We start from the raw sequence: 20,884 nt of genomic DNA on the forward strand, positions 1-20,884 counted from the left end.
ACGCGGGCACCGCGTCCAAGTCGCTGGCGCCGGGCGTCCGGCTGGCCTGGCTGGCTGCGCCTCGGCGGGCGAGTGGATGGTTGGGGGAATTCGCCTGCGGCGAATTCGTGGGCACGGCACGCATCGTTGGGGCGGGGCTCTGGCTTCGCTGCGCTCCGCCGACCTAGGGCATTGTCCCGGGCCTACGGCCCGTCAATCGAACGGCTTTCCTGTCTTTTCGGGCCAGTGTTCTCGCGGCCCTACGGGCCGATTGGCTAGAAGGGTTTCCCGGGCTGCGCCCGGGGGTGGGCGTTGACGATGTGACGCGGAATTCGGGTAGCGGCCCTTCCCTCCGGGGAGGCGGGGTGCCGGCCGGGGCCTGCGGCCCTCGGCGTTGACGATGCGTCGCGGACTTCCGGTACCAGTACAACCCCACCCCAGGGAGCCCTCCCCCGGTCCCGGCCGATGGCCGGTCCAGCCTTGCGGTTGCAGGGCTGACAGCCCATCCTCCGCCCCTGGGGCGGGGCCTGCGGCCCTAGGAGGGGCACCGGTGGGCCTCCGGTCCGACTCGGGCCTCCCCGGCCCGGTGGCGGGCCCTCACGAGCACCCCGCACGGCGGGCCCTGACGGGCCCTCGGGAGCGGACTCCCGATCGGAATCCGCAGCGAATCCGTTGGCGTTTCCCAGGATTCCGAACAGCTCTTTTCCACCGTTCCCAGGTGGGCATTGGAGGCGGACAGGCAACCTCACGGCAACCGTCCATCCTGGCTCTATTCGGCCGCACTCCACAGGCGGGAATTCGAATTCCCTGCCGCTCCCTTTATCGTGGCAATCTGCGCGCATTTCATGGCGCAGCGGCGGGGAGTAGAATTCGGGCACCTCGGAAAGGGGCGTACGGCCCTCCACACCGACACAGCGACCACCCTTCCCGAGGGTCCAGGAAATCCTTCCCAGCGCCACCCGGGCAATTCCCGGAACAGCGACACCAAACCGAACACCGGAACAGGGCGGGGCGCAGCGGGGCGGCCGCCATGACGGGCACAGCGGGGCGCGGCACCGAGCGGCCAGGACGGGGCACGGGCACAGCGGCCGGACAGCCGAGACGGGCACGGACGGGCCGCTGACGGCCGAGACGGGCACAGCGGGACGGCCTGACGGCCGACCAGGACGACGGCCACGGCCCCAACGGGGACGGCAGAGCGCGGCGCCGGACGGCTCGGACGGGGTGCCGAAGCAGCGGGGAGCCGCCGAGGCCGGCCAACCGGCGGACACGGCACCGGGCCGGGCGGCAGCGGGCCACCGAGGCCGGCCAACCGGCACCACCCGGTGGAACACGAGGTGCAACACACCCACCCGCCCCCAAGCCACATAACACCTGGCCAGACCCGCAACACGGCCCCGCGTCGCACCCCAGCCGGAACACCTCGCTGCACCCCGCACCCACCACCAGCCACCCGGCCAGCACCCGGCCGCCGAGCACCACCACCAGGACCACGCCCCCCGACAAAGCCGGCTCCGACACCGCTGGGTAAGTCAGTGTCGAACGCCGGCCTCCGTCCACGCGGCCGTGAGCTGGCGGTAGGCGTCGACGACGGCTTCACCCCGTTCTTCGCCCAGGACCACGGCGGTGGCCACCACCTTGACCGCCGGCAGGTCGAGCATCAACACCGCCACCACCTTCTCCAGGTCCGCGGCGACCAGCTCCACCGTGCGGGCCGAGGTGAAGATGTGGGTGCCCAGGACAACTTCCAGTGCCTCGCGCACCACGTCCGTGTCCGGGTCACCAGCCACCGTACGGCGCAGCACCAGCAGCACGTCCCACAAGGCCTCCAACTTCCAGGCCGGCAACGTGCACAACACCACCTGGCCCTCGCGGCCGTCCCCGGGCACCGCCTCGGCCAGGGTCTCGACGACCAGACCCGCCGTCCGGTAGGTGTCAGCGGGCAGCAGGTACCCGTTGTCACCCCGGTACGCGTTCACCGCCGTCACCGAGGCCAGCATCCCCAGCACCTCCCCGCCGAGGTAGGCCACATCCCGAACCCAACCCGGATCCCCGGGCAGCACACAGACACGATCCGGGCCAACACCACGCACACTCATCACCACCCCACCCTCCCAACACACCAGGACCCGGCGCAGCGAAACAGCCTGACGACCGCCCAGGACAACGCCAGAACAGCCACCCGGACCACCCCCGGGGCGGCCTGACAGCCACCCAACCACCCAGCGAGGGGCGTAGCGGCGCAGCCGGAACGACGAACAGCCCCGGACAACGGCACAACGACGCGGGCACGGCCATCGGGGACGGCGGCGGACAGCGACACGACCCGCACGGCAGCCAGCACCACCGGACGGCGAGGCAGCGCAGAGGGAGCCCGGACCACCGCCCCGGCCCGCGCACAGGCCCGGCCTGGACGGCGGACCCGGGCCAACAGCCGCCGAGCAGGCCCGGGACGGCGGCGCAGCGACGCGGGCACGGCCACCGGGAACGGCGGCGCAGCCAAGCCGGGCCCAGACGGCGGTCCCGGCCTGGACGAAACCGAACGCCAACCCTCGCCACCATCCCCTGACCGCAATTCCAACCCGAATTCACACCACCATCCAGCGACCAATCCGCCAAAACAACCCGACCGAATTACTGGCGAAATTCACCGCCCGAAAAAATAACCGCACCGCCGAACCACCCCCCGACCGGCCCCACCCCACCCTCTAACCCCACCCACCGTCACACACAGTCACCAAAGCAGCCACCCAACCCACCCGCCAGACGCCCCCAACAGGCACAACCAAAGGTCCAGACAACACGGTGTGTGGGGCCATTTCGCGCCCCAAAACACCAACAGGTCACACCCTGAAGCCCCTCGCCAGGTAGAGCCGGGGCGTGCAGCACTCGCTGGAGTGAACGGTGTCCGTTCTTCTATCTGCCGGATTCTCAACGGACTTGACTGCCTGGCGGCAGGTCTGTGCGGTGAGGGGTGGGTTTGGTGGATGCGGCGAGGGTGGAGGCGTGCTTCGTCACGGTCGCTGGCGAGGTGGTCCAGCAGCGCCTGGGGCGGGCGGCCGGGCAGGTGCGCTTCGAGGAGTTGGGTCCGGTTGCGGCGTTCCCGGTGGTGCCGGGGCGCAGCTGGGGTCCGGGCTGGTGGTGGTCCTCGACGACGGGGCGGCTGGTGGCGCACGGGTCGATGGCGATGCGGATGCAGTTGATGCTGCTGGACCGCGAGCGTTCGGTGACCGCTCTGGCGGGACGGCCGGTGCGGCTGCTGTGGCGCGAGGACGATGGCACGGTGCGTTCCTGGGTGCCGCAGCTGTTCGCCCGGTACGCGGACGGCGGGGCGCTGCTGGCCGACTGCCCTGCCGTCCCGGGTGCGGGCGGGCCGGCGGCGCAGCGGGCTGCGCGGGTGCTGGCTCAGGTGTGTGAGGGCGTGGGGTGGGTGTATCGGCGGTTGGAGCCGCCGTCGCCGGTGGTGGCGGCGGCGAATGTGCGGTGGCTGGCCGGGTACCGGCATCCCCGGTTCGGGGCTGACGGGGTACTGCGTGAGGCGGTGCTGGCGGCGTTCGCGCGGCCGAGGGCGTTGGCGGAGGGGGTCGCGGCGGTGGGTGTGCCGTTGCGGGCGGGGCCGATGGTCTTCCATCTGCTGTGGTCCGGTGCTCTGTCCGCGGAGTTGGCGGATCGGCCGTTGGACGCCGGGACCGTGGTGGGCCGGGGGGTGGCGGCGTGAGCGGCGGGTCGGGCCGGCGGGTGCTGGCGGTGGGCGCGCACATCGTCTTCGACGGGCGGGCCTGGCAGGTGGTCGGAGTGGAGGGGCAGCTGGTGCGGCTGGCTGGCGAGCGGGGCGAGGTCGCCACCGTGCTGGCTGGGCACCTGGTGGCGGCGCAGGACTTCGTGGTGACCAGCGCGCGGCCGCAGGCGGGGGTGCCGCAGTGGGGGCTGTTCCAGACGGTGCCGGTACGCGAGCAGGAGAAGGCGCTGGCCTGGCAGCGGCACATCCAGGAAGTGGAGTTCGGGCTCGTCGGCGGGGAGGGCGCGGCGGGGGTGCCGCGGCCGCAGTACGACCCGCTCTCACGCACGCTCGCCGAGCGGGAGCAGGCCAAGGCCGACGAGCTCACCGCGCTGGGGTGGGAACGTGTCGCTGTCAGCACGGTGCAGCGGATGCGGTTGAACTACCGGCGCCAGGGGCTGTGGGGGCTGGTCGACCACCGCACCACCAAGCCGGTCAGCCGCACTGGGCGCGCCGACGAGAAGGTCGTCGCCGCGGTGTTGGAGGCGCTGCGGCGCCAGCGCGGCCGTTCCAAGGGCACGGTGAAGGGGTTGATGCAGCTCACCCGCCAGGTGCTGGACGAGCGGTACGGAGTGGGGGCGGTGAAGCTTCCGGCGCAGGCGACGTTCTACCGGCTGGTGAAGGCGCTGGCCGACCCCGCCGAGTTGCCCGGGCGGCCCGCGCGCACCGCCACTGCCTCACCAGGGCGGCCGTTCACGCCGGCGGCGGCGCTGCGGCCGGGCGAGCAGGTCATGCTCGACTCCACCCGCCTGGACGTCATGGCCGTCTTCGCCGACGGCACCACCGGCCGCCCGGAGCTGACCATCGCGATGGACGTCGCCACCCGCTCCATCCTGGCCGCCGTCCTGCGCCCGGCGAGCACCAAGGCTGTCGACGCGGCGCTGCTGCTCGCCGAGATGGCCGTCCCGCACCCGCTTCGCCCCGCCTGGCCCGATGCGCTGGCGTTGTCGCGCGCGCCCGTGCCGTACGAGGACCTCCTGGACGCGGACTCCCGCCTGGCCGCCGCCGCGGGCCGCCCAGTGGTGGTGCCGGAGACCGTGGTCGTCGACCGCGGCCGGATCTTCCTGTCCGCGGCATTCCTGGCCGCCTGCGAGAGCCTGGGCATCAGCGTGCAGCCCACCCCGCCCCGGCGCCCCACCGCCAAGGGCCACGTCGAGCGCGCCTTCGGGTCCGTCAACACCCTGTTCTGCCAGCACGTCGCCGGCCACACCGGCTCCAACGTCCTGCGCCGCGGATCCGACAGCCAGCGCGAAGCCGTGTGGAGCGTCGCCCAACTGCAGGACATGCTCGACCAGTGGATCACCACCGAGTGGCAGAACCGCCCCACCGAGGGACTGCGCCACCCCTCGATGCCCGCCACCGCCCTGACCCCGAACGAGATGTGGGGCGCCATGCTCGGCGCCACCGGGCACGTGCCGCTCCCCCTGAGCGGCGACGACTACATCGAACTGCTGCCCGTGGTCTGGAAACCGATCACCGAGCGCGGCATCCGCCTGAACCACCGCACCTACGACCACCCCGCGCTCAACGACTACCGCGGCCAGCCCTCCAGTGTCACGGCGCAGCAGGGCCGGTGGGAGGTCCACCACAACCCCCACGACGCCCGCCGGATCTGGGTCCGCCTCGGCGGGGGCGGCTTCACGCCCATCCCGTGGATCCACGCCGGCCACGTCCACCAGCCTTTCGGCGACCAGCTGTGGCAGCACCTCAAGGACACCGTCGCCCGGCGCGGGGACCGCGACCGGCACGAAGCCGACCTCGCCCAGGCCCTCGACGACCTCCTGCGCCGCGCACGCACCGGCACCGCCCACCCCCGCGAACACGCCCTGATCACCCGCCACGCACCCGCCGCCCTCCCCCACGGCACCGACGGGCCTACCGGGCCCGACACCGTGGATGACCCGGGCGGGCAGGCAACGAGGCGCGGTGAAACGAGGCCGCGGAAGCGGACAACCGCTGCAGGAAACGCCGGCCCCGGGCAGCAGCCGAACGATCGCGGGCACGCCGTTCCGCGGCCACGGCCGGCCGGCGCCGCACGGGCCGGGACGGCGGCCGGGGAAGACGAGGCCCCCGCGGCGCTGTTCGACGCCACCGCACCGTGGCCCACACCGGTGCCGCCCCCGGGAAGTCCGGCCCCGGGCGGTGAGGACGACGAGGACGGCCTCGACGACGCCGGTCCCGGCTGGGACGACGCGGACGACCTGGACGCCGCAGACGCGGGGGACGCCGGCTTCGGGCTGTTCGACGCCGCCGAGGAGGCGCAGCAGTGGTGACCCCGACCGCCCGTCAGCCCGCGGCCCAGGCCGGGAGCGCAACGCCCACCACCTGGGAGGAATGGCGGCGCTTCGTCGACCGCAAACGACCCGCACCGCCCTCACCCGAGGGGCCCCGGCGCAGCGCCGCCCAGCGGCTGGCCTACCACTCCCGGTTCGTCGTCGTACGCACCCCGGCCCTCGACAAGATCACCACCAGCGTGCGCACCCTCACCTTGCTCGGGCGCCACCAGGACGGCACCGCCCGCCCCGGACTGATCGTCACCGGGCCGCCCACCACCGGCAAGAGCACCGCCCTCCAGGAAGTCGGGCGCACCTACGAGCTGCACCAGCGGTCCCTGTCCCACACTCCCGTCCCCGGGCGGGCGCCGGTCGCGTACATCCTGGTGCCGCCCGGAGCGAGCGCCAAGAGCCTGGCCGCCGAATTCGCCCGCTTCGTAGGACTGCCGGTCGGCCCGCGTATGACCCAGGCCCTGCTCACCGCGACCGTCTGCAGCATGTACACCAGCCTGGGGGTGAGCCTGGTCCTGGTGGACGAGATCCACCGCCTCAACCCCCGCACCACAGGCGGCGCCGAAGCCGCGGACTTCCTCAAAGACCTCTCCGAACGGCTGCCCGCCACCTTCGTGTACGCCGGCGTCGACGTCACCGACACCCCGCTGTTCTCCGGTGTTCGCGGCGCCCAGCTCGCCGGGCGCGCCTCGCTGGTCGACTGCGACCCCCTGCCCGCCCGCCACGGCCACCAGACGCCGTTCCGTTCCACCGTGGCCGCGTTCGAGAACGCCCTCGACCTCACCGCCCACCGCCCCGGCTCCCTGCGCCGCCTGGCCCCCTACCTGCGCGAGCGCACCGCAGGCCGCATCGGCAGCCTCTCCCGCCTCATCCGCGAAGCCGCGATCACCGCCATCGTCGACGGGACCGAGAAGATCACCAAGACCTCCCTCGACGCGATCACCCTCGACCACCTCGCCGAAGAACACCACCGCCCCACCCACCGGGCCCGACGCCGACCGCCCGGCCCGAGGTGAGCACCCGCCCGGGCCGGGCAGCGCACCCCGCGCTGCCGGCCCCTGTGCCCACCACCCAGGACGTCCGGCCCCTGCCGGCGGAGAGCACCGCCTCCTGGCTCGCCCGCCTCGCCGAAGCCCACCACCTGCCCCCGCCTTACCTCCTGGACGGACTGAACATCACCACCACCGGCCGCCCCGGCCACACGCCAGGAGGATCCGAGATCCACCTCGACCACACGGCGCAGCACCACCTCGCCGCGTTCACCCGCGTCCCCCACCACCACCTCACCCGTGCCCTGCCCCGCCTGAACGCCCTCCCCCCCAGTCACCGCCCGCCCCGGCCACCCAGGCGGCCACGCCACCTGGCAAAGGCTCGAAGCCCACGAGGCACCCGCGCGGGCCTGCTCCGCCTGCACCCTGCGCCGCACCCACGGCACCACCAGCCGGGCCCTGGCCTACCTGCCCGACCACACACGGCTGTGTCCGCACCACCACCGCTGGGCCGCGGGCCCCCACCACAGCCTCGATACCGCCGCGCTCCCCGAACTCACCCGCGCCCACGCGAGCCACCAGCGCCTACAACGCCGCGCGGACACCGCGGACGCCTGGACCTGGGCCACCACGATCACCACCCGCTGGCACGACCACTCCACCCACGCCACCCTCACCGCCCGCTGGCAGCACCGCCGACACCTCCTCCACGCCACCAACCCCGGTGTGCAGCCCGTGACCGGCTCCTGGACACTCCTGGCCCGTGACGCCGTCACCTACCCCGAAACCGTCACCCTCGCCCGGACCCTGGCCACCACTGGACTGTTCCCCGCACCCCGCCACGGCCGCCCCCACCCAGCCGTCCACACCTTCCTCAACACCACGGCAACCGCGCTCGGCCTGCCCCGCCTCACCCCACCACCCCGTGACCTCCTCACCACCTGGACCCGACACCACACCCGATAAACCAAGGCCAACCCAACGTCAGCCACCCCCAGCCCACCCAGGCGCACACAGGGCTCTCATTCAGACTGCGGGAATCCCCACCACTTCTCATGGCATCCGCAAGTTCTCGATCAACCACTAAAACCCCCAGGTCAACCAGCCAAGGCAGCCAGCCGGCGGCATCCTTCAGAACCGGCCCCACCCTCGAACACGACCCCCGCCACGGCCCGGTTCTTCTCAACCAACCCATCAACCCCCAGCCCGGAAACAAGGCTCCTCAGCCGATCACCGACCCGCCACAAACACCAACAGGTCACACCCGGCGGCCCTTCGCCGGGTAGAGCTTGGCGTGCAGCACGCGGTCCTCCCACCACGGATCGTCCGGAGGGGAGACCAGCGCGGCCACCTGCTCGCGTTTGGTCGGGGCGGGCAGCAGCGGGCCCAAGTCCTTGACGGTGCGGTCCTGTTCGCACTGCGGGCACTCAAGCCGAGCCGGGCCGGCCTTCTCTCGCAGCTCCAGCTTCGTGCCCTCCTTTCCGCCGATCGAGCCCCGGCACGTCCAGCACGGGCGCAGCGCGGCGTTCGCCGCCCGGGCCGCCTCCAGCTGCTCCTGGGCCTCCCGCTCCAGGCGTTCCTCGCGTTCCTGGTGGCAGGTCCAGCAGCGGCCGCCGGGTTGGCGGTTCCACTCCACGCGGTTGCCATCGGGGCTGCAGTGCCAGGTGCTCTCCTTCTTCGGGACGTTGCCGCAGTCGGCGCAGGCGAGGGTGCGCATCCAATCTCGGTGCTCCTGGCGGGCCTTCTGGCGCTGGTTGTAGGCGGCGCGGTTGTTCGGGTTCTCCAGGGCGTCGAGCAGGGAGTGCCGGCCGTAGCGTCACCAGACGGGGCCGAGGGGCCGCGGGTGGCCAGCAGCTCCAGGGTGGTCGCGAGGACGGGCACGGCGTCGTCGTACTCGCGCCAGCCGTCGTCGTTGCGTCGCGGACCTCCCTGCAGCCGCCGTCACTTGCATGGCGGGCGGTACGGCGTGCCGGGGAAGTAGCGGTGCCACTGGTCGGCGGTGATGGTGCCGCCGACCAGGTCGCAGAGGCGGGCGGTGACTCGGTCGATGTCGGGGTCGATGATGTAGGCCCTGCCCTTCTCGCCGTCGTAGGAGTTGTCGGCGGCCTTGTCGATGAGGAGCGCCTGCCCGTCGGGGCTGAACGTGGCAGCTGCGATGACACCGGGGAGGGTCGGCGCGCCCATTTCGCTGGCGGCGGGCGGATCCTCTACCCGCCACAGGTGGAACTGGCCGACGAGGGGATCGGTGCGCCGGAGCGCCTTGGTGAAGCTGGCGAGCAGACGGCCGTCGGGGCTGAACCCGACCGCGCCCGGTTGTTCGGTGGTGAGTGCGTTGGTCTTCGTGGGGCGGTGGATGTCGGAGACGTCCCACAGGTCGATGGTCTTGTCGGTCGTCACCGCCAGGGTCCGTCCGTCAGGGCTGAGCGTCAGGCCGTTCACGATGCCGTTGGGGAGTTCGGCGTGGTCGGGATGAGCGGGGTCGGCGAGGTTCCACAGCTGGACGGACTTCGGGTTCTGGGACGTGCTGCCGGTGGCGATGGCGAGCAGGTCCGTTGTCCTGCTCTCGAACGCGACGCTGTCACCGATCGGCAGTGCGGGCGAGGTGACGGGTCGGCGGGGATCGCTGAGGTCCCAGACCTGGATCGTCGGGTGGAGCCCCTGTTGGTCGATGGACACCAGTTTCCGCTTGTCGAGGAGGAGGCGGCCGGGCGGCTGCGGGGACTGCACGGTGAACAGCGGCTTCGCGGCGTTCGGGTCGCCGACGTCCCACAGATGGATCAGCCCGTCGCTTCCGTTGAGGGCGAGGAGTCCGCCTGCCAGGGCCACGTGGGCGTCCCAATGCTCTCCCTTGCTGTGGGGGACGAAATCGGCGATCTCGTTGAGCGTGTTCCCCGGCGCCGGGTGGTCGGGGTCGGTGATGTCCCAGAGCCGCGCCGAGCCACCCTCGATGTATGAGAGCAGGGTGCGCTCGTTGACCATCAGGACGTTCGGAGCGTTCAGCGTGCCGGACGGACGGAGGTCGTAGGGCCCGGTGGTCCGCCACAGCCGGTACGTCTGCCCGTGGCCGTTGGCGGTGAGGGCATCGGTGGCCCAGGCCAGGACGCGGCCCTCCGGGGAGTAGCCGCCGTCCGTGTTGGTGTTGGGCAGGGTGGAGTCGATGGGAGGGTACCAGTGCCGGATGTCCGGTTCGGCGCCTGCGCTGAACAGGGACCCGCGGTCGCCGATCTGGACCGAGGTGAGTATCCCAGGGGTGGGGAATTCGGCCAGGACGACCGGCTGGTGCGGGTCGGTGATGTCGACGGTCGCGGCATGGCCGAGCTGGTGTCCGTCGTCGTTGGAGGCCCCGAGGGCCAGGGTCCGGCCGTCCGGGGAGAACACGACTGTCGCCACGACCTGTCCGGAGTCGATTTCCACGGGGGAGGCCGAATCGGGCGGATCCTCCTCGTAGGGGGTGACCAGGCGGGGCTTGGCCGGGTCGGTGGCGTCCCACAGCCGCACGCCGTCGTGAGAGGTACCGACAGCAAGGAGCGGTCCGCGTGGGCTGAAGGCCAGTGAGTAGGGGTGGCTGTTGTCGAGTACTGCGGAGCGCGTGGGGTTGGCGAGGTCGGCGATGTTCCACAGCTCGGCCGCGTAGTTGCTGTCGGCCGCGTTGACGGCGAAGGCGAGAAGGTTCCCGTCCGAGCTGAACGCGACGCACTGGGCCGTACCGGTGCCCGGTGGGATGGCACCCGCCCGGACCGGCTGGCGGGGATCGGTGAGGTCCCACAGCTCGGAGCGGTCTTCGGCAACCGCTGCCAGCGCGTGGCCGTTCGGGCTGAAGGCCAGGCAGCCGTGGGTGTTCGCCAGGATGGCGACGGCAGCGGGGCGGGCGGGGTCGGAGACGTCCCACAGTTGGACGGAGTCGTCGGTGTTCGCGGTGGCCAGGAGCCGGCCGTCACGGCTCAGAGCGAGCGTGGAGTCGTGGGTGTCGATCAGGCCCACGGGCCGGGGGCGGCGGGGATCCGAGAGGTCCCAGAGCCTGGCGGTGTGATCGCGGCCGCTGCTGACGAGCAGGTGCCGGTCGGCGTTGAAGGCGAGCGTCCGGACTGTATCGGTATGTCCGTTGATCGGCGTGTAGTACGGGGCGAGTGCGGCGTTGTAGATGCTGCTGCGGGCCTCAGGGGTGTCGGCGATGTGGCGTGCGGAGAGGGCGAGTTGGAGGGCGAGGGTGGGGTCGGTCGTCCGGAGGCGGTCGGCTGTCTGGGCGGCGACCTTGGAGGCCAGGAGGTCGCGCTGTTCGCCGGCGACCCGGTTCTGCCAGACGGCCGCGCCCACTCCGGTGACGGCGATCAGGAGCAGCACGGCGAGGGTGGCGGCCAGGGCGCGCAGGCGGGTGGTGCGGCGGCGGGCGGTGCGCTGTTCGGCGCTCTGCCTGGTCAGGCTGGCCGTCACGAACTCCCGGGCCACCGGGATGGTGCCGTGCCGTTCGGCGGACTCCTCGATCCACTGGCGGGCGGCGGCGAGCCGCACGCCCCGGTAGAGCGCTCCCTCGTCGCGGCCGTCGCGCTCCCATGCCTTCGCGGCGTCGTGGAGGCGTTGGCGGACCACAAGGCCGGCGCGATCCTCCCGGATCCAGTCGGCCAGCCGTTTCCAGGCGTGCAGCACGGCCTCGTGGACAAGTTCGGCGTGGCCGTCGTCCACGACGACCAGTCGGGCATGGACGAGCGCGTCGAGGGCTGCGGGGGCGGCCGGGTCGGTGTCGAGGCCGAGGTCGGTGAGCGGGGCGCGGCGGCGGGTGTCCTCGGCGCCGTCGACGAGGTGCACCAGTTGCAGCAGGATCTGCTGGGCGGCCTGCTGCTCCTCGGGGGCGAGGGCTTGGTAGGTGTCCTCGGCGGTCTGCCGGACGGCGTGCCAGATGCCGCCCGATGCCTGGTAGCCGGTCAGGGTGAGGATTCGGCCGGTGCGTTTTTGCCAGGTGGCCAGCAGGGCGTGCGACAGCAGGGGAAGCGCGGCCACGGCGTCGCGCCGTTCGTCGCTCCTGGTGCGGAGGTCCTGGAGGAGGAGGTCCACGAGGCCCTGTTCCACGCGCAGTCCGGCGAGCAGTGCGGGCTTTTCGACGGCGTCGCGCAGCTCCTCCGGGAGCATCGGGCCGACCAGGACCTGGCTGGTCTTCAGCGCGGTGTGCAGGGCCGGGTAGGCCGCGCAGTGCCCGTAGAAGTCGGCGCGCAGTCCGATCAGGACCACGGCCCGCGGGGGGCTGCCCTGCTCGGTGCGCGTGCAGAGGGCGGACAGCGCGCGGATGAACGCCTCGCGTTCCTGTTCGTCCTTGCAGGCGGTGAACAGTTCCTCGAACTGGTCCACTGCCAGGAGCAGGCGGGGCGCCTCCGTCGGCGGGTCGGCGATCGACTCCGGGCACGTGGTCAGGGCGTCGAGGAGGGCTTCGCGAGCGGACCTTCGCCGCCTCGCCCAGGACAAGCCGGTCAAGGTGCGGACAGACCGGTACGGCGAGGCGGAGGTGCCGGCCTGGGGCGTTTCCCTGCGCGTCACGCAGGAGTTGGGCCTGGACCCCGGCGGGTACGCGCAGCGCAAGGACACGGTGATCACCGGCCTTCTGGCCACCGGCCCCGAATGGGCCGAAGACGCCTGGAACGCCGAGCCGGTCGCCGACCGGTTCGGGTTCCGCGACGAGCGGGCCGACCCGGGACCGTGGCCGGTGGCCCTGACGAAGACCGGCCGCACTGGCACTGCACGCCGCTGGAGGGAGTCGGCCCGCTGTGCTTCGGGATGAGCCCGCAGCAGGTGTCGACCGCCCTGGACGGCGAGGCGCCGACCGAGAGCTGGGGCCACCGCCCCTTTCCCGCGGACGGCCCCTGGGCGGATCAGGGCGCTCCCGAAGAGTGGCACATCAGTCAGGAGTACTACGCCCGGGCCGGGGTGAGCACGCACTACCTCTACGCGTCGCAGACGCGCAGCGGTAGTGCACTGGTCCAGGTGAGCGTCCACGGCCGCACCGGCCCCCAAGCCCTCTTCGACGGGATCGAACTGATCGGCCGCAAGCCCTCCGCCGTCGATGTCGACATCAACCGCTACGTCCGGGACCGCGACCTGGACCTGCGCGGCGGCGGCAACTTCGACTCCAGACCGGGCGAGTCCGAGGTGTGGGTACGGGCGGAGCGGGCCGGAGACGCCTCGGTCGGCGCGGCCTCCTTCTGCGTCAAGGACCTGGAGTACCGCGGCTGACACCGCATCCAGAAGCTCGGCGAGAGTGCCCTTTCACACCACCCGCACGAGCCGGTCGCCCCGCTCCAGTACCACCCCGCGCAGGCCCGGCAGCTCCAAGACGCGGGCACCGTTGCTGGCGGCCGCCGCCAGGACCTACGCGAGGAGTGGCCCTCAGCCCCGTACCGCCGCCCAGGCCGCCGACGCCCTTTCCCATTCAGTCGCGGGCCAGGCCGGCGGCCGACTACAGACCCGGGCATGGCCGGCACCACCGCCTACGAGCAGGCGCAGCAGCAGAGTGTCCGGGTGCCGGGCCGGTGCGCGGTGCCGTGGGGCGTGTGCCCGGGGCGCGGCGCGGCCCTGGCGTCGAATCCCGAGCGCGGGACCTGGTGTATGGACCCCTCGTGCCTGAACACGTGGCCCTACGGCCGGATGGGCGCCGCCCGTGTGGAGCCGGCCACCCGCACCGTCCGGGGCGAGGACGGCGGCCGGGGCATCGTCTGCGACGGCCACACCCGCGCTGCCCGCATCCACATCACCGACGGCAGATCACACCCCGCACCGAGTAGGCCCGGGGGCCTGTCCGGACGCGGCGTCGCACCGGCCGTAGCAGCATGGCGGGGGCGGCCCGCACCGGGTGGTGCGGGCCGCCCCTGTCCCGTGCCGGCCGACCGGTCAGACGTTGTACCGGCCGACCTCCAGGAAGTACCGCATCTCCTCCGGGGTGCCCTCGAAGGCCTTCAGCGCCGCCGCGCGCAGCGCGTCACTGCTGGCCGGGTCGGCGACGATCCGCATGATCGCCACGCGGTCGTCCTCGGCCTGGGCGAGTCGCAGGCCCGTCTGCAGGAAGTACGTGCGGTCCGCGGCGGTGCCGTCGAGCGCCTTCTGCGCCTCGCGCTTCACGGCCTTGCCGGAGGCGGGATTGGCGAGGATCGTCGCGATCGCGACCAGGTTGTCCTCGTCCTGCGCGATCCAACGCCCGGTCTTCAGGAAGTATCGCAGGTCGTCGACGGTGCCGTTGAGCGCCTTCTGCGCCTCGCGGTTGACGGCCCTGCCGGTGCCGGGGTCGGCGATGATGCGCAGGATCGCGATCCGCAGGTCGTCCTCCGACATCGTGTCGTACGGCGAGTCGGCGTCGGTGGTCGCGACGGCGGCGGTGCCGGACGGCGAGGACGTGCCGGTGGCCGCGGTGGCCGGAGTGGACAGCAGCAGGATGGGCGCCAGGGCGCCGGTGGCCACCGCGAGTGCCGCACGGGACAGCTTCATGAATCCCCCAGAGATCGAGTGCCTGCCAGGCAGGCGCCCGGCCCCGGGAAGCGGGGCGGGCAGTGAATCCCCCTCTGCGCGAGCGCCGTTCCCCGGTGCGGACATCGTGGCAGGAGAGGGCGGCCCGGTTCATCACAAGATCACGCCAATCTTCACCCCGATCTTGCCACTGGTCGGCGTCCCCGGCAGCACCTGGGCGGCGGCGCAGCACGGCACGATGGCGGCGGGCAACGACGCACCACCACCGCGCCCCGAGGGGACTCGGTGGCGGCCCCGCCCCGCCAGTTCACTGCGGTGGGCGGGCGTCGGGGCGTCACTCCTCGTCGGTGGCAGGCGGGGTGAGCGGGCGGCGCCCCGGTCGACCGGGGCGCGGGCGGGACGGCGGGTGGAGTCGCGAGCAGGGCCGCCGGCTCGGCGACGGTCCGGCCCGGACGGCGGCGGGGCGGCGGCGGCGTCAGCATCAGCGGTCATGAGGCATCCTCCCAGGTCCGCTCGCAGTCCTGACGCCAGATCAGGGCGATGTGCCGCGAGGACCCGCTGTCGAAGACGTCGGCGGAGGCCGAGCTCACCGACAGGTCCGGCTGGCCGGGCACCTGCACACGGGTCAGGACGGCGTGGTGCAGCGGCACCCAGGCGTCCGGGGCGGAGAACCCGTCGAGCTCCACCACGCCGAGGACGTCGTCGCGGCGCAGCGTCGGGTCGTTGAGGGTGACGGTGGTGCCGTCGGGGAGAGTGAGGACGGCTGGCTCGGCGGGTGTGCCGGGGTGGTGGTGGGTGGTCTTGCCGTGGCGGTGGAGCCAGAGTTCGACGGCAGCCGTGTCGAAGCGGGGGCTGGTGTCGGCGCCGGCGACGGGGCGGGGGAAGCCGGGGTGGTGGCGGTGCCAGGTGGCCACCGCGATCCGGCCGACGCCGGCGGCCGGGGTGGGGCCCCGGCCCGGCCGGAGGGATTCTGTCGGTCAGCAGGCCGGCCGGGGGGTCTCGCCGAGGTGCGGGACGGGTTCGGCGGTGGCGGCCCGGCGCAGCAGGTGCAGGAGGCGGTCGGCGGTTCCGGGCGGGGTGGGGGCGCGGTGGCGGCCGGTGGTCGGGTCGAGGTCGCCGCGCCACAGGGTGACGAGCATCGCCAGGCGGTGCACGCGCTGGAAACCGTCCGGCAGGAGCCGGGGGTGGTCCACCCTCAGGCGGCGCAGGGCGCTGTGGAGGGGGCCGAGGTCGTCGTCCAGAGCGCCACGGTGCGGGTGGCGAGGGTGTCGGCGAGGTCGGCGAGGGCCGGGCCGGGTTCGGCGGTGGCGGCGGGCGCGCCGGGGGTGCGGGGGCCGGTCAGGCGCGGCGTGCGGTCGTAGAGGGTGGTGCCGTCGCGGTCGAGGACGGTGATGCGGGCGGCGGCCGGCCGGCCGGACCGGCCCGGTGCCGGGGGTGGGGCGGTGGGTGTAGGTGACGGCGAGGACGGCCAGGCGCTCGTCGGCGTGGAGGCGGGCGGCCTGTTCGGCGGCGGCGCGGGCCTGCTCGGCGGCCTGCTGCTGGCGGGCGCGCAGGTGGTGGACGTGGGCGCAGGCACCGCACAGCAGCCAGCCGTCGATCTGCGTGCAGGGGGTTTCGGGGCGGGCGCCGCACTGCTCGCAGGCGCGGGTGCCGGTGGTGCGGCGGGCGGCGGCCGCGGCGAGCTGAGCGCCGGTGGCCGGCGTCGGCACGGACTCGCCGAGGTCGAACAGGTCGAAGGTGCCCTTGCGGCCGTGCGGGCCGGTCGCGGTGATGCGGGCGCGCACCGGGCCTCCGGGCTGGCGGGGCAGGTCCAGCTCGGCGAGCTGGGTGCGGGTGACCAAGTGCGGCGGCAGGTCGCCCCACCAGGTGTACGACGGGACCGGCTGCACGGGCTCCGGCATGGTGATGGTGCCTCCCCTTGTGTGGTTTGTTCGGTTCAACGGCGGCCGCCGCCGGGGTGGTGGCGGCCTGGCGGGTGGTCAGCTGCGGAAGGGCCACGCTTCGGCCATGTCGTCGAGGAGGACGTCGGGCAGGACGCCGTTCCATGCCTGGGCGACGGCCAGGGGCCGGCGGGTGAGCAGCTCCGCGAGGACCAGACCCTCGGGCTGGCGGGCCAGGATGTAGCGGGGGCCGGGCCAGCTGTCCGGGTCGCGGTCGTGGGCGGTGCCGTGCCCGTGGTGGCGGTACAGCACACGCAGCTGCCGCTCCCGGGCCCGGACGAACGCGGCCAGGGTGTCGGTGTAGCCGGGGTAGGTGATGAGCGGGGCGAGAACGTCGAGGACGGCACCGGTCAGCTCGGCGTCGTGCGGCCGAGGGCCGGCCAGGTGGTGGAACAGCTCCAGCACGTCGGCCGGCGCGGTCGGGGCCGGGGTCGGGGCCGCCCGCTCGGGTTCGGGCGGTGTCGGTCCCGGCGGGACCGCGAGGCCGCCGTCGCGGGCCTCGACACGGGCCCGCTCGGCGTACTCGGCGAGGCGGGCCTGCACGGCGTCGCAGGCGGCCATCCATCCGCTGTCGAAGTCGTCGGTGCGCCCGTCGGGGCCGCACCAGGTGGTGCTTTCAACGCCGGCCACGGCCCGGTCGAGGACGTCGTACTCCAGCCGAGCGATGGCGGCCGACGCCTGCTCGGAGGTGTGGCCGGCGGCGGTGAGGAGTGGGTCAGCAGGGCACGGTCGTAGCCGTGCAGTGCGGCCTCCAGGAGATCGGACACGGGGCGGGCGGCCCGGTGTGTGCGGGCCGCCCTGGGACAGGGGTGCTACTGGTCGGTGTGGCAGTCATGGCCGGCCTCGACCCAGTCGCCATCCGCGAACCGGGCCTCCAACACCCGGCCACAGGCACCGCACTCGGCGCGGCCGTCCCAGCCGATCTCGGGTCCGTCGCCCTCGTCACAGTCGTGATCGGCCAGGGCGCCGTCCTCGAACAGCACGTCCCCGCCGTCGCCGCACCACCCAGCCGCTCAGAGAATCTGCGGCAGAAGCAGACCACACGAATACGAACGACCGTGGCCTACGCCGTGTGTGAGCGCATCCACGAACGCCGCCGGGTCGGTGACCTCCAGTGTCCCGCTGACCTCGGCACGGTCGATGTGAAGTCCCCTGCATGAGCCCTGGGTACTCGTGGCTGCTGGCATGCTGCGCACACCAAGTCCCTCCGGGCTGGCCTGGGCACCGATCCGCACAATTCCCCGGGAATCACGCCGGGGTTCACCGAGCCCCTGAAGCCGCTTCGTGAACCACTCACGGGCGGCCTCCGGCCCCTTCCGGCTGATCCGCCTACCCCGCCCGCCCTGCTGACTCACGCAGCTGACAGGCTGAACAACAGCGCGAAAAGCGAACACATCCCCCTCCACGAACCTACGGCTGACGATACGGACGACAGGGCGCTCGACCATCGCCCGGCTCGGGATGTTCGTCCAGTCCGGCGCCACCCTCGACTGAACAATCATGCGCAGCAGATTCGCGTCGAGATCTGCCGTCCAGTCCGACAGAACCCGCAACGAGGACCTCATGCTCGAACGCCCGCTGCCCCAGCCGGTGAAGCCCGACATCACAGCTCGACTCAAGTTCCGTGAATCGAGCAGAACTTGAGCAACGTAGGGGTGATCAAGATCGAGCACAAGGGTGCTCCGACACGCAGTGAAGTTCCGGCCTCGCGGGCCAGCTGGCAGCCTCCCCGAACCAGGCAGACCGCCCGGGGGGACACTGCCCCGAGCCGGCGGCGAGCCTTCCTGCTCGCCGTAGGCAACCCTCCACAACTCGAAGACCTGCTCCGACTGAGTATCGAGGAACCCCTCCCGATCACGGCCACCGGAACCGGCCCACGACCGCCCCGCAAGGAAGACCGCCACTCTCATGACGGCATCACAGCGCGGCAGTCGATCCTGCGTAAGTACGTTGTGCACCGTCGTGTGCCCGACCCCCGCGCCCTCCGCGATCTCCCGCACCGAGGGACCACCCGCATCACGGTGAAGTGCGCGCAGCATCTCGTTCAGCTCGCGCAGCGCTCCCAGCGGCAGGACAGGCCTACGCAGGACACCTGACCTCCCCACCGTCCTACCGCCCCTCTTCATCAAGCTGCCGCCCCACCGCCCGGCCGTCCCTCCCCCAAGAACCACAACCCGCCGAACGTCTGCGCCGCACACGCGCAGCACGCCACCGCACACGCGCCCAGCGGGCGCACCCCAGGATCCCGGCGAGCACAAGCCCGGCAACAACCTCATTCACAATGCCCACGCGGCCAGACTCCCGCCCCGTACCACCGAAACGGACAGTCACGGACAGCACAGACCCCACGGACACCACCATCCTGCCGCCGCCGTCAACCACCAGCCCCACAGGCGAGCCCGTCCCGGCGCGGAGGGCACCTACGACACAGCTGCGCGATACAGGGCTCTCATCGAAGCTGCGGAAAACCCCCACTACCTCTCACGTGATTCGATGATTCTCAAACAACCACGCAAACACGCAGGCCATGCAACCCGAGCCCACCACCGACCACGCCAGCAGAACCAGCCTCCATACCCAACCACAAAAACCACCCACCCAACACTTCTCGACCAACCCGCAAAACCCCAACCCACAAACAAGATCAACCAGCGATTCACCAACCCGCCACAGCCGCCGAGGAACGGCTGCGGCGGCCGCCCTTCAGGGGCGGCCGCCGCAGGTGCCGAGATATGCCTGAGCCTCGCTCAGCCGTCAGTAGTCGCTAGGAACTCCTTCATCCTCGGTCTTGATCATCGTGTCCGCCCCGGGTCGCAGTCGGCGTCGGCGGCAAGGTACTCGTTCTCTGCGAGGTAGCGTTCGGCAGCACTGATCAGCTCCTGTGCGTCCTCTCGCGTTCCGCATGCCTCGCACATCCGCATCTGCCAAGCGGCCCTCGATCGGGGGAGCCATTCAGCGGCGTTCTCTGCAGAGAGCCGACGGGGCAATCGCAGTGCATCAATCCAGTCCCGCACGCTCCTCCGAGAATAGGAAACCCCTAGGTAGGCATGCCTGAAGTTCATGGCAGCCAAGTAGAGTTTAATCGCGGAAATTTCTTCACAACGCTCTGGGATATCCGGATTCTCTTCGCGCAGAATTTCCAGATAATCGGCTGCGTCTGGATCGCCGGACCGTGCTGCGGCGCGCCACCAGGAAACAGCCAACCGTTCCAGACCAAGACGTTCGAACTCTTCTGCGATCCGCCGCTCCAGGGATCCGTCTCCTCCGGCCCCGCCCGATGCCCGATCGATCCAGTGCCCGAGCAGGTCGTAGAGGGATCGTGCCTCCGGTCGCCCCACCGGAGCGGCCCCGTAGCCCGGGCGCACCGGTGGCAGGGGCCCCGGTAGCGGCCGGAGGCCGGCGGAGGGGTCCTCCGCCGGCCGCTGGCTGTCGGATGCGCCCCCGAAGGGGGCGCGGCCCGCAGGCCGCGCCCCTCCGGTGCGCGCTCCCCACGGACCGCCGAAGCGGTGCGCGGGGTCGGAGCTGATAACGGTGAAGAGGTGGCAGAGCGCGAGCAGGCGGATGTCCTCGGACGCCTCGGAAGTCCACTCCGTCATACCGTCACCTCCTTGCCGGTGTTCCTGATCATCTTCTCGAGCCCCTTGAGCGCGGCCCGGAGGTAGCGCTTGACGGTTTCCTCGCCCAGTTCCATGGAACGCGCCACCTCCTCGATCTCCATCTCTTCCAGATAGCGCAGCGTCACAGCGGTGCGCTGCTGCGGAGGGAGCCCACCGATGAGCTCCACGACCCGCTCTCCGAGTGCGGAGGCCCTGTAGTCCGGGATCCCACCGGCGGTGGTCTCGTCCTCGCTGAAGAGCTTCAACGCGGTGACGAGCTTGTCCTGCCGGGCGGTGTTGCGGCGGTAGTGATCCACCGCCGCCCGCCGCACCGCGATGTATCCGTAGGCCGTGAGGGCATCGCCGCGGGCGGCGATGCCCTCACGCTTGCGGAACAGGTTCTCGAAGACGTTCTGCACGACGTCCTGCGCATCGTGCGGGTCCCCGGTCGCCCGGTATGCAGCGCGCAGGTAGCCGGCCGCGGTGGCCTCGACGAACCCCTCGAAATCGGCGACCGGGTCCAGGCCGTGCGCGGCGTCCTGCCCACCGCTCACGCCGCCCCCCTCAGCTCGGGCACCGCGCCGACAGGCTCGTCGACGGGCGAGAGGGGGATCCACACCCCCCACTGCGGAAGCCCGCCGTCGAAATGGACGACGGCGCCCCCGCCCGCGACAGCACCGGCGGCAGCGACCAGTGTCGCCCTGCGCTCGCGCTCACGCGCGAGCTCGTAATGCAGATGGATCCATGCATTCGCCGCCGCGGCCACACGACACACCGCATACGGCAGGACCAGCAGGGGCACACCGGCCCCGGCTGCCCCATAGAGGAGAGACGACCAGGTCATCGGAGACGAAGACCCTTTCTGACAGGCGAT

At 72.2% G+C, this 20,884-nt stretch carries 19 protein-coding genes; 7 read left to right on the forward strand and 12 right to left on the reverse strand.

All coding sequences use genetic code 11. The features are described 5' to 3' along the window. Positions 1–1,511: 1,511 nt before the first annotated feature. Complete coding sequence (locus tag ACWEMJ_RS13695; RefSeq protein WP_452137205.1) at positions 1,512–2,009, reverse strand: hypothetical protein; 498 nt, start codon at positions 2,007–2,009, stop codon at positions 1,512–1,514. Positions 2,010–2,962: 953 nt separating this feature from the next. On the opposite strand from ACWEMJ_RS13695, the gene ACWEMJ_RS13700 reads away from it, so the two are divergent. From ACWEMJ_RS13700 to ACWEMJ_RS13720, 5 genes are read left to right on the forward strand one after another with little or no spacing between them, the layout of a single operon-like run. After that, positions 2,963–3,697, forward strand: a complete 735-nt coding sequence (locus ACWEMJ_RS13700) for a TnsA-like heteromeric transposase endonuclease subunit (RefSeq protein WP_452137206.1) — start codon at positions 2,963–2,965, stop codon at positions 3,695–3,697. Next, a complete protein-coding gene (locus tag ACWEMJ_RS13705; protein WP_452137207.1) occupies positions 3,694–6,030 on the forward strand; it encodes a Mu transposase C-terminal domain-containing protein in 2,337 nt (778 codons plus the stop codon). The genes ACWEMJ_RS13700 and ACWEMJ_RS13705 overlap by 4 nt, the downstream gene beginning before the upstream one ends. After that, a complete protein-coding gene (locus ACWEMJ_RS13710; RefSeq protein WP_452137208.1) occupies positions 6,024–7,058 on the forward strand; it encodes an AAA family ATPase in 1,035 nt (344 codons plus the stop codon). Before ACWEMJ_RS13705 ends, ACWEMJ_RS13710 begins: the two co-directional genes overlap by 7 nt. Before the next feature lie 44 nt (positions 7,059–7,102). Then, complete coding sequence (locus tag ACWEMJ_RS13715) at positions 7,103–7,798, forward strand: TniQ family protein (protein ID WP_452137209.1); 696 nt, start codon at positions 7,103–7,105, stop codon at positions 7,796–7,798. After that, positions 7,758–7,997 carry a hypothetical protein gene (locus tag ACWEMJ_RS13720; protein ID WP_452137268.1) on the forward strand — a complete coding sequence of 80 codons (240 nt, stop codon included), beginning with the start codon at positions 7,758–7,760 and terminating at the stop codon, positions 7,995–7,997. The genes ACWEMJ_RS13715 and ACWEMJ_RS13720 overlap by 41 nt, the downstream gene beginning before the upstream one ends. Before the next feature lie 292 nt (positions 7,998–8,289). Here ACWEMJ_RS13720 and ACWEMJ_RS13725 read toward each other — a convergent pair whose 3' ends face one another. Both ACWEMJ_RS13725 and ACWEMJ_RS13730 read right to left on the reverse strand, forming a co-directional pair. Beyond that, a complete protein-coding gene (locus tag ACWEMJ_RS13725; RefSeq protein WP_452137210.1) occupies positions 8,290–8,748 on the reverse strand; it encodes a hypothetical protein in 459 nt (152 codons plus the stop codon). Between the two features lie 224 nt (positions 8,749–8,972). Then, positions 8,973–12,614 carry a WD40 repeat domain-containing protein gene (locus tag ACWEMJ_RS13730; protein ID WP_452137211.1) on the reverse strand — a complete coding sequence of 1,214 codons (3,642 nt, stop codon included), beginning with the start codon at positions 12,612–12,614 and terminating at the stop codon, positions 8,973–8,975. On the opposite strand from ACWEMJ_RS13730, the gene ACWEMJ_RS13735 reads away from it, so the two are divergent. Both ACWEMJ_RS13735 and ACWEMJ_RS13740 read left to right on the forward strand, forming a co-directional pair. Next, positions 12,496–12,798 carry a hypothetical protein gene (locus ACWEMJ_RS13735; protein WP_452137269.1) on the forward strand — a complete coding sequence of 101 codons (303 nt, stop codon included), beginning with the start codon at positions 12,496–12,498 and terminating at the stop codon, positions 12,796–12,798. The genes ACWEMJ_RS13730 and ACWEMJ_RS13735 overlap by 119 nt on opposite strands. Beyond that, positions 12,795–13,250, forward strand: a complete 456-nt coding sequence (locus ACWEMJ_RS13740; RefSeq protein WP_452137212.1) for a hypothetical protein — start codon at positions 12,795–12,797, stop codon at positions 13,248–13,250. Before ACWEMJ_RS13735 ends, ACWEMJ_RS13740 begins: the two co-directional genes overlap by 4 nt. A 654-nt stretch (positions 13,251–13,904) precedes the next feature. Here the strand turns inward: ACWEMJ_RS13740 and ACWEMJ_RS13745 are convergent. From ACWEMJ_RS13745 to ACWEMJ_RS13785, 9 genes are all read right to left on the reverse strand, one after another. Further along, entirely contained in the window at positions 13,905–14,495 is a 591-nt protein-coding gene (locus ACWEMJ_RS13745) for an ALF repeat-containing protein (protein ID WP_452137213.1), read from the reverse strand. A gap of 467 nt (positions 14,496–14,962) precedes the next feature. After that, positions 14,963–15,388: a hypothetical protein gene (locus tag ACWEMJ_RS13750; protein ID WP_452137214.1), complete on the reverse strand. Its 426-nt coding sequence runs from the start codon at positions 15,386–15,388 to the stop codon at positions 14,963–14,965. Positions 15,389–15,451: 63 nt separating this feature from the next. Then, a complete protein-coding gene (locus tag ACWEMJ_RS13755) occupies positions 15,452–16,375 on the reverse strand; it encodes a hypothetical protein (RefSeq protein ID WP_452137215.1) in 924 nt (307 codons plus the stop codon). Positions 16,376–16,453: 78 nt separating this feature from the next. Continuing rightward, the gene (locus ACWEMJ_RS13760; RefSeq protein ID WP_452137216.1) at positions 16,454–17,044 is read right to left on the reverse strand and encodes a hypothetical protein; all 591 of its coding nucleotides are present in this window, start codon (positions 17,042–17,044) and stop codon (positions 16,454–16,456) included. A 182-nt stretch (positions 17,045–17,226) separates the two neighbouring features. Then, positions 17,227–17,397: a hypothetical protein gene (locus ACWEMJ_RS13765; RefSeq protein WP_452137217.1), complete on the reverse strand. Its 171-nt coding sequence runs from the start codon at positions 17,395–17,397 to the stop codon at positions 17,227–17,229. A 30-nt stretch (positions 17,398–17,427) separates the two neighbouring features. After that, entirely contained in the window at positions 17,428–18,087 is a 660-nt protein-coding gene (locus ACWEMJ_RS13770) for a type I-E CRISPR-associated protein Cas6/Cse3/CasE (protein ID WP_452137218.1), read from the reverse strand. A gap of 1,119 nt (positions 18,088–19,206) precedes the next feature. Then, on the reverse strand, positions 19,207–20,010 hold the full coding sequence (locus ACWEMJ_RS13775) for a hypothetical protein (protein WP_452137219.1): 804 nt from the start codon (positions 20,008–20,010) through the stop codon (positions 19,207–19,209). Further along, entirely contained in the window at positions 20,007–20,564 is a 558-nt protein-coding gene (locus ACWEMJ_RS13780; RefSeq protein ID WP_452137220.1) for an RNA polymerase sigma factor, read from the reverse strand. Before ACWEMJ_RS13780 ends, ACWEMJ_RS13775 begins: the two co-directional genes overlap by 4 nt. Further along, complete coding sequence (locus ACWEMJ_RS13785; protein WP_452137221.1) at positions 20,561–20,854, reverse strand: hypothetical protein; 294 nt, start codon at positions 20,852–20,854, stop codon at positions 20,561–20,563. Before ACWEMJ_RS13785 ends, ACWEMJ_RS13780 begins: the two co-directional genes overlap by 4 nt. Positions 20,855–20,884: the final 30 nt, after the last annotated feature.

It is taken from the genome of Kitasatospora sp. NPDC004531, from assembly GCF_053602195.1.

Coding starts and splice junctions, on each gene's coding strand:
- ACWEMJ_RS13725 (WP_452137210.1), bottom strand. CDS start 8,748: ATGCGCACCCTCGCCTGCGCCGACTGCGGCAACGTCCCGAAGAAGGAG.
- ACWEMJ_RS13740 (WP_452137212.1), top strand. CDS start 12,795: ATGAGCCCGCAGCAGGTGTCGACCGCCCTGGACGGCGAGGCGCCGACC.
- ACWEMJ_RS13745 (WP_452137213.1), bottom strand. CDS start 14,495: ATGAAGCTGTCCCGTGCGGCACTCGCGGTGGCCACCGGCGCCCTGGCG.
- ACWEMJ_RS13755 (WP_452137215.1), bottom strand. CDS start 16,375: ATGCCGGAGCCCGTGCAGCCGGTCCCGTCGTACACCTGGTGGGGCGAC.
- ACWEMJ_RS13775 (WP_452137219.1), bottom strand. CDS start 20,010: ATGACGGAGTGGACTTCCGAGGCGTCCGAGGACATCCGCCTGCTCGCG.
- ACWEMJ_RS13785 (WP_452137221.1), bottom strand. CDS start 20,854: ATGACCTGGTCGTCTCTCCTCTATGGGGCAGCCGGGGCCGGTGTGCCC.